General features: G+C 44.7%; 13 protein-coding genes, 1 tRNA gene and 1 other annotated feature. Of the genes, 10 read left to right on the top strand and 4 right to left on the bottom strand.

Features of this window, described 5'->3' with window-relative positions; translation table 11 throughout:
- Positions 1-57: 57 nt before the first annotated feature.
- From IM676_RS08085 to rplL, 9 genes are all read left to right on the top strand, one after another.
- On the top strand, positions 58-3288 hold the full coding sequence (locus IM676_RS08085) for an efflux RND transporter permease subunit (protein WP_200989711.1): 3231 nt from the start codon (positions 58-60) through the stop codon (positions 3286-3288).
- Between the two features lie 95 nt (positions 3289-3383).
- Positions 3384-3746: a 50S ribosomal protein L19 gene (gene rplS / locus IM676_RS08080; RefSeq protein ID WP_200989710.1), complete on the top strand. Its 363-nt coding sequence runs from the start codon at positions 3384-3386 to the stop codon at positions 3744-3746.
- Between the two features lie 144 nt (positions 3747-3890).
- Positions 3891-3963: transfer RNA gene (locus IM676_RS08075), tRNA-Trp, on the top strand.
- A 173-nt stretch (positions 3964-4136) separates the two neighbouring features.
- Complete coding sequence (secE, locus tag IM676_RS08070) at positions 4137-4358, top strand: preprotein translocase subunit SecE (RefSeq protein ID WP_200989709.1); 222 nt, start codon at positions 4137-4139, stop codon at positions 4356-4358.
- Complete coding sequence (gene nusG, locus IM676_RS08065; protein WP_200989708.1) at positions 4358-4990, top strand: transcription termination/antitermination protein NusG; 633 nt, start codon at positions 4358-4360, stop codon at positions 4988-4990. The genes secE and nusG overlap by 1 nt, the downstream gene beginning before the upstream one ends.
- A gap of 5 nt (positions 4991-4995) precedes the next feature.
- Entirely contained in the window at positions 4996-5421 is a 426-nt protein-coding gene (rplK, locus tag IM676_RS08060) for a 50S ribosomal protein L11 (RefSeq protein ID WP_200989707.1), read from the top strand.
- Positions 5422-5489: 68 nt separating this feature from the next.
- Positions 5490-6206, top strand: coding sequence for a 50S ribosomal protein L1 (gene rplA, locus IM676_RS08055; RefSeq protein ID WP_200989706.1), 717 nt, complete (start codon positions 5490-5492; stop codon positions 6204-6206).
- A gap of 80 nt (positions 6207-6286) precedes the next feature.
- Positions 6287-6456 (top strand) — a sequence feature (ribosomal protein L10 leader region).
- Positions 6457-6687: 231 nt separating this feature from the next.
- Complete coding sequence (rplJ, locus tag IM676_RS08050) at positions 6688-7239, top strand: 50S ribosomal protein L10 (protein ID WP_200989705.1); 552 nt, start codon at positions 6688-6690, stop codon at positions 7237-7239.
- 101 nt (positions 7240-7340) lie between these two features.
- Positions 7341-7733 carry a 50S ribosomal protein L7/L12 gene (gene rplL, locus IM676_RS08045; protein WP_200989704.1) on the top strand — a complete coding sequence of 131 codons (393 nt, stop codon included), beginning with the start codon at positions 7341-7343 and terminating at the stop codon, positions 7731-7733.
- A 54-nt stretch (positions 7734-7787) separates the two neighbouring features.
- On the opposite strand, the gene IM676_RS08040 is transcribed toward rplL, so the two are convergent.
- Positions 7788-9614, bottom strand: a complete 1827-nt coding sequence (locus IM676_RS08040; RefSeq protein WP_200989703.1) for a serine/threonine-protein kinase — start codon at positions 9612-9614, stop codon at positions 7788-7790.
- Between the two features lie 659 nt (positions 9615-10273).
- Positions 10274-10819: a GIY-YIG nuclease family protein gene (locus IM676_RS08035; protein ID WP_200989702.1), complete on the bottom strand. Its 546-nt coding sequence runs from the start codon at positions 10817-10819 to the stop codon at positions 10274-10276.
- Positions 10820-10992: 173 nt separating this feature from the next.
- Between IM676_RS08035 and IM676_RS08030 the strand changes: the two genes are divergently transcribed.
- Positions 10993-11343, top strand: coding sequence for a tyrosine-type recombinase/integrase (locus tag IM676_RS08030; protein WP_200989701.1), 351 nt, complete (start codon positions 10993-10995; stop codon positions 11341-11343).
- Positions 11344-11572: 229 nt separating this feature from the next.
- Here the strand turns inward: IM676_RS08030 and IM676_RS08025 are convergent, their stop codons facing one another.
- Positions 11573-11782 carry a hypothetical protein gene (locus IM676_RS08025; RefSeq protein WP_200989700.1) on the bottom strand — a complete coding sequence of 70 codons (210 nt, stop codon included), beginning with the start codon at positions 11780-11782 and terminating at the stop codon, positions 11573-11575.
- 95 nt (positions 11783-11877) lie between these two features.
- Positions 11878-16026 carry a DNA-directed RNA polymerase subunit beta'' gene (locus IM676_RS08020; protein ID WP_200990127.1) on the bottom strand — a complete coding sequence of 1383 codons (4149 nt, stop codon included), beginning with the start codon at positions 16024-16026 and terminating at the stop codon, positions 11878-11880.
- Positions 16027-16038 lie beyond the last annotated feature (12 nt).

The following is a 16038-nucleotide window of genomic DNA, read 5'->3' as shown; positions in this document are numbered from 1 at the left end:
AAATACATAGATATAAATTGATGAAGCTTCTTTAATTGAATTGGAGAACAGTAATAGATGGGAGAAATTCATAAAGATGGCGGATTTAGTATCAGTACAATTTCCATCCGGAGACACATTGCTACACTGATGTTAGCTCTAGCTGTATTAGTGTTAGGAACTTTTTTTATTACTCAGCTTCCAGTAGATTTATTACCATCCATTACCTATCCCCGAATTGGGGTGAGAATAGAAGCACCGGGAATTTCTCCAGAGGTCGCAGTTGATGAAATCACCAGACCTTTAGAATCAGCTTTTTCCGCTACCGAAGGTGTAATACAGGTTTTTTCTGAAACTCGCGAAGGAAGGGTAAGTTTAGATCTGTATTTTCAACCAGGGGGAAATATTGATCAAGCCCTAAACGATGCTGTAGCCTCTTTTAATAGAGCTAGAGGGAGATTACCAGACACCATTGAAACACCGCGTTTATTCAAGTTCGATCCCTCCCAGTTACCAGTTTATGAATTTGCATTAACCTCACCCTCCCTACAAGGACTAGAATTGCGGGTTTTTGCTGAGGAAGAACTAGCACGTGAGCTTGGTGTTATCCCCGGAGTCGCAGGGGTAGATGTATCCGGAGGAGTGAAAGAGGAAGTCAGAGTGAATCTGGATTTAGTCCGTTTACAAGCTTTGGGTGTAGGTTTGACAAATGTTTTGGATGAACTGAGAAACCGTAATCAAGATATTGCTGGGGGTCGGCTTTTGGGGGCTAATTCTGAGCCATTGACTCGGACTGTGGGGCGCTTTCAAAATGCTGATGAAATTAGAAATTTAGCTTTTGAAGTACGTTCCACAGCAGATGATAACAGCCAGACGCCATTATCTGATCGTCGCGTTTATTTACGAGATTTTGCTCAAGTTATTGATGGTTCTCAACAGCAGCGCATCTACGTTTTACTGAATGGGGAACCAGCTGTTAAACTCAGCATTCAAAAACAACCAGATGCTAACACCGTTAATGTTGTTGATGCTGTCAAAAACCGGTTAAAACAACTCCAAGCATCCGGTGTATTTCCCGAAGGGACAATACTTACACCTACTTTGGATGAGTCAAAGTTTATCCGCAATTCCATTTCTAATGTCCTTACCGCTGGTTTGGTGGGTACGGTGCTAGCTGCTGTTACAGTGTTACTATTTCTGGGTTCCCTGCGACAAACTGTGATTATTGTTCTGGCTATTCCTTTAGCTAGTTTGGCCGCCATGATCTTAATGGGAATATTTGGCTTATCCCTGAACGTCTTTAGTTTGGGTGGTTTAGCTTTGGGGGTGGGTATTGTAGTGGATAACTCCATTGTCATGTTGGAGAATATCGCTCAGGGTGCGGGTATGACTCCTGGGAAGGATAGCAAAACTCACCTGAATTCTCAGGAACTGATTCAACAAGCCGAACGCAGTGGTCAGGAAGTGGAGTCGGCCTTAATTGCTTCTACCAGTACAAACTTAGTGGCGGTGATCCCGTTTTTGCTCATTGGTGGCTTTATATCACTACTGTTCAATGAGTTAATTCTCACTATTACCTTTTCTGTGGCGGCTTCTATTGTGATTGCGTTAACTATTATACCTATGCTCACTTCACGGACTTTGGCATGGCAATTTTCCAGTGGTTTGAGTAGGTTTTGGTTACTACAAGTATTTAACCGCAGCTTTTATGCAGCTACAAATGCATATGGGCGATTTTTATCTCAAGTGTTACGCTGGCGATTCTTAACGGTTGCGATCGCCATTGTAGTTTGTGGCGGTGGCAGTTTGTGGATGGCGCCGCAAATTCCCCAAGAAATCCTCCCGCGCATTAGTACGGGACAAGTGAGATTAAATGCTCAGTTCCCACCCGGTACAACTCTGGAAACCAACCGCAAGGTTATGGGTATAGTTGATGAGATTCTCCTCGATCAACCGGAAACTGAATATGTCTTCTCCACCGCTGGGGGCTCACTATTTGGCACAAATGTCAATGCTAATCCCCTCCGAGGTTCTAGCACTATTACCCTAAAACCCGGGAGTAATACTCAAGCCTACATAGAACGAGTTACCCAAAAATTTAACCAGCTTAATTTAGTAGGAATTCGCCTGCGGCTTTTTCCAGGCCAAGTACGGGGCTTAATTCTGAGTAATTCTCCAGCACGTGGTGCAGATGTTGACGTTATCCTCCAGGGTAATGATACACAGAAGCTCGAACAGGCTGCTAGAGAGGTACTAACTGCTTTGGAGCAGCAAGCTACCTTAGTAAGATTTCGTTCCGAAACTGATGACCGTCAACCAGAACTGCAAATTCTTCCTGATTGGGAGAGAGTTGCAAATTTGGGCTTAAGTACTAGAAATATCGGTGATACAATTCAGACGGCTATATCTGGTAGTGTACCTACCCGACTGCAACGTAATAACCGTTTAGTAGATGTCAGGGTGCAGTTAAATGAAGCATCCATCCGAGAGGTTTCCCAATTGGAAAGATTACCATTGTTCGTGAACAATAACCGTCAGGTGCGACTGATAGATATAGCTACAATTACTAAAGCCCAAGCTCCTGGGGAGATTCAGCGAATCAATCAGCGTCAGGTAGTGATAATACCCGGTAATTTGACCGAGGGAGCTAATCTCAGCGATGCTTTTGCCCAGGTTGATAGCATATTGGATGATATCAGTTTACCTTCAGGTGTGAGCATTTTACCCAGTTCCACCGCTGCATCCAATCAGCAACTACAGAATTCCCTGCGACTATTAGGGGGGTTAGCTAGTTTTCTTGTGTTTGTGGTCATGGCAGTGCAATACAATTCACTCATTGACCCCTTAGTAATTATGTTAACAATTCCCCTGGCTTTGTCCGGGGGTATTTTTGGTCTTTACATTACCAATACGGCTATTGGTGCCACTGTTATAGTCGGGGCGGTATTATTGGTAGGTATTGTTGTTAACAATGCCATCATCATGGTAGAACTAGCGAATCAAATTCGCCAACGAGATAAAGTTGACAGGAAAACAGCAATTTTACAAGCTGCTCCTCAACGCTTACGTCCAATATTAATGACTACTGTGACTACGGTTTTAGGGATATTTCCCTTGGCCTTGGGAATCGGTGAAGGTTCAGAATTTCTTCAACCCTTGGGTGTGGTAGTGTTTTCCGGTTTGTCTTTGGCTACATTACTCACACTGTTGATAATTCCTTGTTTTTACAGTATTGCCGGAGATTTATGCAATTGGCGGCGCAAAAAGCCGATTTTTATCCATGTGGGTGGATGGAAGAAAAAGTTCTGATCGTGAATTGATCAAGATTTTACTGCGAATAAGTAGACTCAAAGACGATGATCGCTTTATGATTATTGATTGTGAGTTTTTAAAGCAGCAACATTATGAACGCTCAAGAGATTATCCGCTCCATTGAGGCGGAACAAATGAAATCAAATCTGCCCATGATTTATGTTGGCGATACTGTAAAAGTGGGTGTGAAGATTAAGGAAGGACAAAAGTTTCGCGTACAACCCTACGAAGGCGTAGTCATTGCTAAACGCAATGGCGGTATTAACGAAACTATTACAGTCCGCCGCGTGTTTCAAGGCATTGGTGTAGAGCGGGTATTTCTGTTACACTCTCCCCGCATCGACAACATTAAAGTCATCCGTCGCGGTAAAGTTCGCCGTGCTAAACTTTATTACTTACGTCAGCGTGTAGGTAAAGCAACCCGGATCAAACAACGGTTTGACCGTGCCTTGTAGATTTCGGCTCAAGTATGGCAGAAAATTCCACAATCAAGCGGCATTTGCCGCTAATTTCCCCGATAAAAAAAAAGGTGACATAATGGAGAAAATGCGCTATACTGAAAAAGGTTCAGTGCAATGACTGAATCCAAGCCACTTTGTGCGCTCTTAGTTCAGTTGGTAGAACGCAGGTCTCCAAAACCTGATGTCGGGGGTTCAAGTCCTCCAGGGCGCGCTTGAAAGCAAAAAAAACACAGCCCGGAAGAACAGCAAGACTGCTAAAATGGCAGATATAGCTGGTTGTTTCGGGTGTAATTATTTTCTATTTAGAGCTTTTTTGCTGCCAGTAAGATGGAATAAGAATCAGCAGGATATACGTTATATTGATAAAACGGGGGTAAAGTGACAGTGGCCAAAAAAAATGAGGCAGAAATGCCAGGAAACACCAATGGCTTCAGTGTAGCCAACTTCTTTCAGGGGACGAAGGAAGAACTGGAAAAAGTGGTTTGGCCAAGTAGAAAGCAACTAGTGAGCGAATCAGCAGGTGTGCTATTAATGGTGACACTATCTGCATCTTTGATATACTTGGTCGATGGATTGTTTGGTTGGGTAGCACAACAGGTATTCTGATGACTTCTGCAACAGACGAACCACATAACTCGGCGTTGCATTCTGAGGAAACAGCAGAAACGGCGCTTAAAGAAGCACGTTGGTATGCAGTACAAGTGGCCTCAGGCTGTGAAAAACGCGTCAAGACAAATTTGGAGCAACGTATCCAAACTTTTGATGTATCTGACAAAATTATCCAAGTGGAAATTCCCCAAACGCCAGCGGTAAAAATCCGCAAGGACGGTAGTCGTCAGCAAACAGAGGAAAAAGTTTTTCCTGGTTATGTGCTAGTGCGAATGATAATGGAGGATGACACTTGGCAGGTGGTACGAAACACTTCTCATGTAATTAATTTCGTGGGAGCAGAACAAAAGCGTGGCGGTGGTAGAAGCCGTGGTCACGTTAAACCAGTACCTTTAGGTCCATCTGAAGTAGAACGGATCTTCAAACAAACTAGTGAACAGGAACCGATTGTCAAAATTGACATGGCTGCTGGTGATAAGATAGTTGTGCTTTCAGGTCCTTTTAAAGACTTTGAAGGTGAGGTGATTGAAGTCAGTCCAGAGCGGAGCAAATTAAAAGCCTTACTCTCGATTTTTGGGCGAGATACACCGGTAGAATTGGAATTTAATCAGGTAGAAAAACAGAGCTAACACAAATGGCGAAGAAAGTAGTAGCGGTCATTAAACTGGCCCTGAATGCTGGAAAAGCCAACCCAGCACCACCAGTTGGCCCAGCATTGGGTCAACATGGTGTGAACATTATGATGTTCTGCAAAGAGTACAACGCCAAAACAGCAGACCAGGCTGGAATGGTAATTCCTGTAGAAATTTCGGTTTATGAAGACCGGAGTTTTACATTTGTACTCAAAACACCACCAGCATCAGTACTGATTCGCAAGGCAGCGAAAATTGAAAGAGGCTCTAATGAACCCAACAAAAAGAAAGTTGGGTCAATTACAAAGGCTCAACTGCAAGAAATTGCGCAAACGAAATTGCCCGATCTCAACGCCAATGATATAGAAGCGGCGATGAAGATTGTGGCAGGTACTGCTAGGAATATGGGCGTAACTATCGCCGAATAACGCCGAATAAATAAAAAAACAATTACGGGGGAGAGATATATTCTCGTAAATGACCCCAGGAGATGAAAATGGGAAAAAAAATATCACGCCGGATGCAGGCGTTGCTACAAAAAGTAGAAGATAGGGAGTATGGGCCTTTAGAGGCTTTAACTCTGCTCAAAGAAACGGCAACGGCTAAGTTTCCTGAAGCGGCTGAAGCACATATCCGCCTGGGAATTGACCCTAAGTACACAGACCAACAGTTGCGGACTACGGTAACTCTGCCCAAAGGTACTGGGCAAACTGTGCGGGTGGCTGTAATTACTAGAGGTGAAAAGGTCGCTGAGGCTAGTAGTGCTGGTGCGGATATTGTTGGCTCTGATGAGCTGATTAACGAAATTCAACAGGGTATGATGGATTTCGATAAACTAATCGCTACTCCAGATGTGATGCCACAGGTGGCAAAACTGGGTAAGTTACTTGGTCCACGTGGTTTGATGCCCTCTCCTAAGGGTGGAACGGTAACATTTGACTTAGCAAGTGCGATCGCTGAATTCAAAGCGGGTAAATTAGAATTCCGAGCGGATCGGACTGGTATCGTCCATGTTATGTTTGGTAAGGTGTCTTTCTCGCCTGAAGATTTGTTGGTAAACTTAAAGGCGTTGCAAGAGACTATTGACCGTAACCGTCCTTCGGGAGCTAAAGGTCGTTATTGGCGGACAATTTATGTAGCTTCCACCATGGGGCCATCAATTAAAGTCGATATCAATGCTCTACGGGATTTAAAAGTCGCTGAAGTAGCTTAAAGGGTATTAGAGACTAGAAAGAAGAAAAGATGGTTGAAATCATCTATTTCTCCACCTGAGTCAGCACTGTACTCTTCCCAAAACTAAATAAAGCCAAGCCGAAGACAGCAGGCGCCATGGGCTGAAATGTCCTGCCGAGGTTAAAGCTCTAATTACTACCATGTTTTACCAATTAACGTGTAAATACTGGGGTATTAAGAGTTTTCCCCTCCGACCCCGGCTAACATAGCTGGGGTTAATTGTTTTGACTGGCTGATAGTAGAAGGAAAAAATACCAAGCCACAAAAAAAACAAAGAAATTCGGCGCACAAAGAAATGGCATTAACATTTTTGAATTGGCTGCTCTCGAATTCACGCCTGCACCTTGAGTTTTAAATAAAAACCAGCAGGAAGTAAAACTCAATTTAATCGAAGTCAGTAGATGTAAATAAGTTTTACTTAGTCGAACATAATGATTTTGCCCTTGGAGGTAAAACTAAGCATGGGTAGAACGCTAGAAAATAAAAAAGAGATAGTAGCTGATCTCAAAGAAACTTTGAGTGAGTCAACTTTGGCACTGGTAATTGATTACCAGGGTTTAACAGTTGCTCAAATTACCGATTTACGGCGGCGGTTACGTCCGAGTGGCACTGTATGTAAGGTAACAAAAAATACCTTAATGGGCATTGCCATTCAGGGTGATGAAAACTGGCAACCACTTGGGGAGTTGCTCAAGGGTTCCTCTGCCTTTTTGTTGGTAAAAGAAGATTTTTCATCAGCAATTAAGGCTTATCAAGACTTTCAGAAAGCTACCAAGAAGACTGAACTTCGTGGTGGGGTGATGGAAGGTCGCCTGCTCAAGGAAACAGATGTCAAGGCTTTAGGAGACTTGCCATCTAAGGAGCAACTTATGGCGCAAATTGCCGGAGCTATCAACGCTTTGGCTACCAAAGTGGCTGTGGGTATCAACGAGGTTCCCAGTTCTTTGGCTCGTGCGTTGCAAGCTGTGGCTGAAAAAGAGCAAGGTGACAGCCCTGAAAGTGCGGCTGAATAAAATTCCCGCCCTTGATACCACTTGGTATCCGCCATGTAAAACCAAGTTTGCTTTCAATGGCTAGGAAGCAAAACACTATTTAGATTACAGGAGTTATATCAATGTCTGCTACAACTGATCAAATTCTCGAACAATTAAAAACTCTCACTTTGCTGGAAGCATCTGAGCTAGTTAAGCAAATTGAAGAAGCCTTTGGCGTGAGTGCTGCTGCTCCTGCTGGGGGAATGATGATGATGGCTCCCGGTGCTGCTGCGGCTGCTGCGGAACCTGTAGAAGAGAAAACTGAGTTTGATGTGGTACTAGAGTCTGTTCCAGCTGACAAGAAGATTGCTGTGCTGAAGATCGTCCGCGAACTGACTGGTTTAGGTCTCAAAGAAGCCAAAGACTTGGTAGAGTCAGCACCCAAAGCCGTCAAAGAAGGCATTGCCAAGGATGCTGCTGAAGATGCTAAGAAGCGCATCGAAGAAGCAGGCGGTAAGGTAACTGTGAAGTAATAAACTTGTAGTTTAGGGACTCTCAGAAAAAGCCTGCTTGTGCAGGCTTTTTTTTTAATGCAAATCAGCATCCCAAACACCAATGTAAATCCTATCCTGCTGGTTGCGTTCAATTACACCTTTTAATTCGCCAACTTTAAAAGGATATCGCTGAGTTTGTCGATCGCGTACTTTTTGCAGTCCTTGCTTGATATCACTATTGGCATTACCATTTAGCATTCCCTGTAATGTTTTTTGCATTACTTCTAAGTTGATAGATTGGGGAAAAGATGCTTCAGTTTGGCGCAAAACTCCGGTTTTTTGGTCAAATAAATAACCTAGATCAACATTATCTTCTAAGCGATAAAGAAAAGCCCGAGTATTCCATAACCCTCTGGAATTTCTACTGGGCTGGCCTAAAACTGCTTTGACAGTCTCTTGAGAAGTTCCTGTAGGAAATGCTGGTACTCTGGAAATTTTGCTGTTGCTAGGAGCCCCATCTTGGTTTTGCTGTGGGGATGGTGGAGGGGTTTCTGGCTGTGGGGTTTCTGGCTGTAGGGTTTCTGGCTGTGGGGGTGTTGGTAAGGTTTCTGACTGTGGGGTTTCTGGCTGTGGGGTTTCTGGCTGTGGGGTTTCTGGTGGTGGGGTTTCTGGTGGTGGGGGTGGTGGTAGGGTTTCTGACTGTGGCGGTGTTGGTAGGGTTTCTAGGTTGAGTTTAAATCTGGGAGTTACTTGGGGCTGTGATTGTAGAGGTACTACTGGCTTTACAGGAGGTTGCAGAGTAGATGCTGTGTCAGTAGGTTTGTTAGGTAAAGAGTTTGGTTCGGAAAATGGTGGGGGTGGTGATGATGTCGTCAGAGATACTTCAGGTTGTGGTTCACGAGTAAGGCTAGAAATTGCCACCCCACCTATGACGGTACCCAACAATAAACTAGCAATAATTAAAACAGGTTTTTGCCAGCTGCTGTTAGGAATAGTTGGCAAAGAAGATAACACCCGGGTTTGCTGAGTTGATACTATATTTTTAGGACTAACATGTACTGTGGCGGTAGTCATAGAGGACTGTGGGGCGGTATCACTAGCAGATTTTAAAGCATAGAGCATTTTACTAGCGGTGCTATAGCGATCGCTCACATGGGGCTGAATTGACTGATTAATTACCTGTGCTAAATGTGGCGAGACATTCGGGGCTAAATCCACCCAGAGAATTTCCCCAGTTTGGGGGTGTGTTGCTAATTCGGATGGGTGTTTCCCAGTCAATAAATAAACCGCCGTCAACCCTAAACTATAGATATCACTGGCGTAAACAGGTCGTCCTATAGCTTGTTCAGTCGGCATATATCCGGGGGTACCAATTACCATGGAACGACTCCCTTGATGGGGAGAACTGGCCACAGAACGGACGGTTTCTTTAACTGCTCCAAAATCAATTAAAACTGGTTTGTTATCCGTCGAACGCAGGATAATATTATCTGGCTTGATATCCCGGTGAATAATACCTTGACTGTGAACATAAATTAGTATGGATAGCAAACTCAAAAGAATTTCCCGCACAGTGCTTTCACTTTGAGGACCCTGAGTTTCCACAATGTCAATCAAAGTTTGTCCCTGAATCCATTCTTGCACCAAGTAAAATTCCCCATGCTCACTAAAGTAAGCATAGAGTTCTGGTATTTGGTCGCTACCCCTCCCCAGGACTTCTAAAGTTGCTGCTTCCCTCTCAAACCTTTGTGTAATCATTTTATGATTGTAGGGATTATTGACTATGGGTTTGAGTTGCTTAATTACACAGCGACGGCGAGAAGGCATATGGGTATCTTCAGCTAAGGAAGTTTCTCCAAATCCACCAGCACCCAACACTTGAATAACTTGATAGCGATTATTTAGTAGCGCTATTGTCATAAATATTTACAAGGTATCTTTCTTTCCCAATGTATATCAGATAGGATAGAAATCTGGCTAAGAAACCACCCACTTCCTATTTTTGCCTTCCTTAGAGGATGTTTGGAAAGTATTAAACAGGTAATTTTTATATTAGGGAACAGGGAACAGGGAACAGGGAATAGGGAGCACCGGAGCACCGGAGCACCGGAGCAGGGAATGGGGGACACTCCGAAACAATAAAATCCAGTCCCCTCCCCTTACAAGGCTATCCATTACCCGGATCTTTCTTAACATTCGTGAGAGCGATCGCTCGCAAACCCCCAAACCTTAATCCTCCGTTGATGATTCTCAATAAAATAAGGGTTTTATCAAGAATAATAAGGTACATTTTGTCAAGACTAGGTAAATTTTCAAGCCTTGAAACCATTGCCACATAAATGTTTCAAGATTGTTAAGAAAGATGTGAGTAATGAATAGCCTTACAAGGGGAGGGTTAGGGTGGGGTGAAACAATAGTTGATACACTAATCATGACTTATCAAACATCCTCTTAGTCCCCCCTGAGAAAGGGGGAAACGAAAAAATATAGTTATCTCTTAAATAGAGGTAACTGGGTGGTGTAAAGGAATCTTTAATACACCAATCATGACTTTCCAAACATTCTCTAACGCTATCAAGTTACTTTAAATCTAATAATCCTTGCTCTTTCAATTTGGGATTAAACCGTAATTGTTCTTGTAAACCGCGGTTTTTCAACACTAGTAAAATTTCTGCTTCTACTCGCCGGGCTATATTTTTCAATACTTTGATTTGTGCCAATTCATCATTAGTTGGGTGATGATATTTTTCTTCTTCCTCTGGTGTCATTAATTGCAGCACATTAATAGCCTGTGTCCAGCTTTCCTGATCATCTGCATTACCTAAAGGAATGGTAGAATTTTCCTCTATCCAACCATTTTGAATACCTTCTAAAATTGCCCGTTTAGGACTTGCAATAGTTTGCACTTTTACCCAATAACATTGTTCTGGTTTACGGACTAAATGCTGCTTAAGACTCAAGTAAACATCCCGAGAATAGCCGACAAATTGTAGTTCTTTAGCTTGGTCAAAAATAGCGTATATGCCTATTTTGCCAGAAAATACTTGAGGCAATTCTCCGTTTATATCAATATAAGGTATGTATTCTATTGCGGCTAAACTGGAAAAGTTGGTTTCAATGGTCATTTGTTCAATACCCAATTCTATCACTGATAGTATACTTTGGGGACTATGTAACGCCAGCTAATAAAGGCGGACGGCTAATTTCAGTAATTGGTACTCTTTATATTACCTGTTATCCTTTAAAGTCAATGATCATTTTTTTATGAAAGTCGCAGGTAACGGACAAGCTAAAATCCTTGGGGAAGCTAAAAACTCGCGTTATTAATATTCAACCCGCATTAGCTGAATTTCTCAAGGACTATGCTCCCAAGCCTGGCTTTCTGTTCCCTGGTAAGCGTGGGGTGACTGAAAGGTTAACAAGGTACTCCGCTGATAAGATTCTCCGTGAAGCTACTAAACGAGTGGGGTTAGAGGGGGTCAGTACTCACAGCTTCCGGAGAACTGCACTAAATCAGATGTCCAGCGCTGGGATACCTCTACGTCATATCCAAGAAATTAGTGGACACAATGACTTAGGGACTTTACAAAGATATCTGGAGGTATCCCCTGAGCAGTGTTACAAGGCAATTTGTGCAATCGGCTTTTAGTTTTTTATCAGTTAGTTAGTTGACTGATCAAACATCCTCTAGAAACATAAATTGTTTACCACTCGTCAAATATGGGGATAACTCAACTAACTAACAGTCACTTTAATGCACTAATTAACCATCACGGAGTTTCGATCAAAATCGCCGAAATGATGATTTTTCTGTTCTGAACCTCCGTCACTTGCTATATAAGGGTTTTAGCTGTTTGACTACTATGCTAAATGCCATTTCATCCGTTAAGTTTCTTGAACCTGGCTAACGCCACGCGATCGCTATCGGAAAGCGCCTCTGGACTTCTTACTGGGACTGTGTTGAAAATGGAAGGGTCCCCACTAGCTGGAGACACTATTTGAATGGAAACCAAGCTTTGCACCTGGCACACATCGGCGGCGGGGTGGCTGTCTATGGAGCGATCTGCTAACGGTTCGACTCCGCTCACCGACCAAGGCGATCGCTATTCTATATACCCATCGCGACACCAACAGAGGTTAGGGTGTCCTAACCTCTGGAGACTAAAGCTGAGAGTGGAAGGTGTTAAAAATCCTCATCCTCATCTAAATCATCCTCATACTCATCCTCATCTTCTACCAGGTCGTTAACTATATCATCAGCAATTAACTCATCCTCTTCATCCAAAATAGACCGACTCATCCCCCTTCCGGGTTGCTTTAACCCAAAAGCACCATCACCTAAATCAGCAGCATCCAAGTTGTAACTCCTGGCTGTGCGGTCATCTAACACCATATCCATGGCATCATCAACCTCATCCAACACCCCTGTACTCTCAATCTGTGTGTACTCATCCAACGCCCCCGGCTCCTCGTAGGTGTTGTAACCAGTCCCTGCTGGAATTAACCGACCAATAATCACGTTCTCTTTCAACCCCCGCAGCCAGTCGGATTTTCCTTCGATCGCAGCCTCGGTTAAAACTCTGGTCGTCTCCTGGAAGGATGCAGCGGAAATAAAGCTATCAGTATTCAACGATGCCTTAGTAATCCCCAGCAACACAGGGGTATACTGTGCTCTTGCACCCCCTGTAATGGCCATAGCTTCATTCACCTGCTCTACCTGTCGGAGTTCCACCAACTCCCCTGGTAACATGGTTGTGTCGCCACCGTCATCAATCCTCACCTTGTTGGTCATTTGGCGGACAATGACTTCAATGTGTTTGTCAGCAATATCAATCCCCTGGGACTGATACACCATCTGGACTTCATTCACTAAAAAGGTTTGCACCTTTTGCAGTGCATGACTAGCACAAGCATAAATCCCATCCTCGGAACCTAAGTTAAAGAAGACATCCAAAATTTCATGGGGGTTAGAGGGTCCATCGCTCAAGGGTTCCCCCGCCTTCACTGTCCCCCCGTCTGGAATGACTAAATTTTGTCCAGGTCCCAGGGGGTACTCCGTCACTGTTCCACCGGGTTCAATGACTCTCCCAGCGATCGCCTCATCCCCACCATCACCATAAACCACTTGTAACTCCCCAGAGCGCCGGGCTAAAATACAGGCTTCCTTGGGTTTACGGGCTTCCAGCAATTCTTCAATCCGCGGTAACCCTTGGATAATATCCCCAGTCTTCGCCCGCTCAAACACCAACAACACCAAGTTATCACCCCGTTGCACCAAGTCCCCATTCTCCACCTGCAACACTGCACCGGGACTGACTCGGTAAGGACGACCAAGCCGCACATAAACAGCATATTCACCAGAAGGTAAAGGAGTTACAGACCACACCTGACCAGACTCCTCAGTGTGGATACCCGGCGCTACCTCTCCACCTTCGACTAATAAATCACCTGGCTTCACCGTGGGTTCGCCACCACAGTTAACCACCACCTGGTCATCCTGACGCAACACCAAGCAGCGGCGCACGGATTCCCCATCAGCCCGCACACCCCGGACTATTCCCCCTTCCTTAGCTAAAATCTTCGTCCGAGCTACAACCGCACCAGGGGCGATGCTGTCTCCATCCTCAACCTCCAAAGTAGTTTGGGTACTACCTTGGGTTGCATCCGCTGCAATATCTCGCCGCACCACTAAAGATTCCAAAATTACCAGCTGTAAGCGGTGAATATCTGGTTGCTCTGTATCCTCAACTAATTCAATATCCGCAGCCAAGGGAGAACTACTATGGTCTTCCCCATCTTGCTCAATTTCCAACACTAACTGGGTACGCAATAGTTCCACCCCATCCACTGATTTTACCCGTTCTGAATCCTTATAGGGTAAACGTTGTATGGCGCGTAGTTGAATAGATCGCCCCGTTTGTTGGTTAATTGAGGTTGTAGATGGTACATCAGGCTGGTTAGATACGGGGAACTCAACTACAGGACGACTTAAAAGAGCCGGACCTTCGGGAGTTTCTACATATTGGATGTAGCGTAACTCTGTGGATATGTTCCCTTGGAACTCCTGACCCGGTTGGATGAAGGTATTATCCAGTGCCATGATTTTTTCTAGGTCGGAATCTATCCCCCCATGGGAATCTAGAGGAGAGGATTCGTCCCCATCAGTAGTTAAGCTTGTAGTTAAGTTTGAACTGAGCGCAGCTGAAGTTGAAGTATCTACCAGCAGTAATTCACCGGGTTTAATTACTACCTCTCGCAAGATATCATTTTTCTGGGTGATTTCTATCACCCCGCTGTTTTGACAGAAAATATCTTTAACTATTTCTGTTCCAGCTTCCACAAATTGTCCATCTTCAACCAACAGGAGGGAGATATCTTTATTGACTTCGTGGGTTTCTTCGGGAATCCACAGCAGGGTACCACCTTGTACGACTTCGTAACCAAGTTTGGCTTTGCCTTTTTTCTGTACCTCTACCCCTGCAAACCGGAGTAACCCTCCTGTGTTGGTGCGGTAGCGATCGTCAATTAGTTCCGCGACCACCTGGTTATTTTGTACTTTTGTCCCTGGTGTCGCCCGCAGGTTAAATACTTGGTTGTTGCTGGTGGTAATTAAATAGTGGTTACGTCCTTGGGAACTTTCCACCGTCACTGAAGCTTGGTCTAGGATGACAGAAGCTGTGATAATTTCTACTTCCCTGGCGTTCTTACCCGGTTCATTAGCTGGTAGGCGAACTACCCCCCCATGTTGGGTGGTGAGTTTGGTTTCTGCTAAAACGCCATTACTATTAATCTGGTCTCCATTTTCTACTACCAGTTCAGCACCGGGGGGTAAATTATAAACTTCACCGGAGAGTACCCAAATTAAACCACCCCTAGCTGCAGTGGTGGTGGTATTACCTTGGCGATCAGTTTTTTGTTCTGGAACAACATCAGCAAATAACACTTCTCCCGCCAAGTCGGAAGCTACATCTTTGACCGCTTTCTCTGTATTAGTCCTGGTGGTGCGTCCCCCTAGGGCTACTTCCGCTAATAGTTGTCCTACCTTTACCTGTTGTCCGTTTTGGACATAGAGGGTAGAACCTTGGGTGACTTTAATTTCTTGAACTTCCAAGGGGGAGTTGGTAATGGCTGCATCCCCAGTTGTTGTCAGGGGGTGGAGGTGAATCACCCCATTGGCTTCCACGTATAAAGCATCTTCTCCATGGCGGGTACGATAGCTGCGGGTGCGGAGTTTCCGGGGGAGGCGGATGGTTCCTTCACTCTTGGAGCGAACCTGTTGGGCGACTTCGCCGGTAAACACACCACCTGTGTGGAATGTACGCATGGTTAACTGGGTTCCTGGTTCCCCAATACTCTGGGCGGCGATAATCCCTACAGCTTCCCCTAGGTCAACCATTTTGCCATGGGCTAAACTCCAGCCGTAACAGTTTTGACAGACAGAGCGGGCGGCTTCGCAGGTGAGGGGCGATCGCACTACTACCTCTGTAATTCCCCCGCGCTCAATCTTTTCTGCTAATTCATCGGATACTGGTGTATTACGAGGGGCGATGATTTCTTGAGTTTCCGGGTGAATCACATCCTCTGCAATTACCCGTCCTAGGAGGCGTTGAGACAGGGGTATTAAAATCTTGCCTCCTTCAGTCATGGCTGTTAAAGGAATACCCCTAGTAGTACCGCAGTCTATTTCGCGGATAATCACATCTTGGGAAACATCCACTAAGCGACGGGTGAGATAACCGGAGTCCGCTGTACGTAGAGCCGTATCTACCAAGCCCTTACGCGCTCCATAGGAGGAAATAATATACTCAGTCACTGTTAAGCCTTCCCGGAAGTTGGTTTTGATGGGTAGGTCAATGATTTCCCCTTGGGGGTCAGCCATCAAGCCGCGCATCCCCACCAACTGACGGACTTGGGAAATATTCCCTCTAGCTCCTGAGAAAGCCATCATGTACACAGAGTTTAAGGGGTCGGTGCTTTTGAAGTGTACTACTACTTCATCTTTGAGGGCTTCACTGGTTCCATTCCAGGTGTCGATAACCTTTTGGAACCGTTCTACTTCCGTGATTTCCCCTCGTTGATAGCGGTTTTCCGTAGCTCTGATTTCTTCCTCTGCTGCTTCTAGGAGCGATCGCTTAGTGGGTGGAATCATTAAATCATCCACACTAATGGAAACTCCCGCCTTAGTAGCGTAGCGGAACCCTAAATCCTTTAGTTTATCTGCCATCACCGCAGTCCGAGCAGTGCCATAGTTGACAAAAGCCCAGGATATTAATTTTCTCAGTTGACCTTTATCAACTACCCGATTGCGAAATACATTAGTTTCTTTAGTCATGAGTAATTCCTT

It is taken from the genome of Anabaenopsis elenkinii CCIBt3563 (genome assembly GCF_015245355.1).
GTDB lineage: Bacteria > Cyanobacteriota > Cyanobacteriia > Cyanobacteriales > Nostocaceae > Anabaenopsis > Anabaenopsis elenkinii.
This window is presented reverse-complemented; position numbering and strand designations above follow the sequence as displayed.

Bases quoted from the DNA above. Each gene is read 5' to 3' on its own strand.
- rplJ (WP_200989705.1), top strand. From the start codon at position 6,688: ATGGGTAGAACGCTAGAAAATAAAAAAGAGATAGTAGCTGATCTCAAA.
- IM676_RS08020 (WP_200990127.1), bottom strand. From the start codon at position 16,026: ATGACTAAAGAAACTAATGTATTTCGCAATCGGGTAGTTGATAAAGGT.
- rplL (WP_200989704.1), top strand. From the start codon at position 7,341: ATGTCTGCTACAACTGATCAAATTCTCGAACAATTAAAAACTCTCACT.
- nusG (WP_200989708.1), top strand. From the start codon at position 4,358: ATGACTTCTGCAACAGACGAACCACATAACTCGGCGTTGCATTCTGAG.
- IM676_RS08040 (WP_200989703.1), bottom strand. From the start codon at position 9,614: ATGACAATAGCGCTACTAAATAATCGCTATCAAGTTATTCAAGTGTTG.
- rplA (WP_200989706.1), top strand. From the start codon at position 5,490: ATGGGAAAAAAAATATCACGCCGGATGCAGGCGTTGCTACAAAAAGTA.
- IM676_RS08085 (WP_200989711.1), top strand. From the start codon at position 58: ATGGGAGAAATTCATAAAGATGGCGGATTTAGTATCAGTACAATTTCC.
- rplS (WP_200989710.1), top strand. From the start codon at position 3,384: ATGAACGCTCAAGAGATTATCCGCTCCATTGAGGCGGAACAAATGAAA.
- rplK (WP_200989707.1), top strand. From the start codon at position 4,996: ATGGCGAAGAAAGTAGTAGCGGTCATTAAACTGGCCCTGAATGCTGGA.
- IM676_RS08035 (WP_200989702.1), bottom strand. From the start codon at position 10,819: ATGACCATTGAAACCAACTTTTCCAGTTTAGCCGCAATAGAATACATA.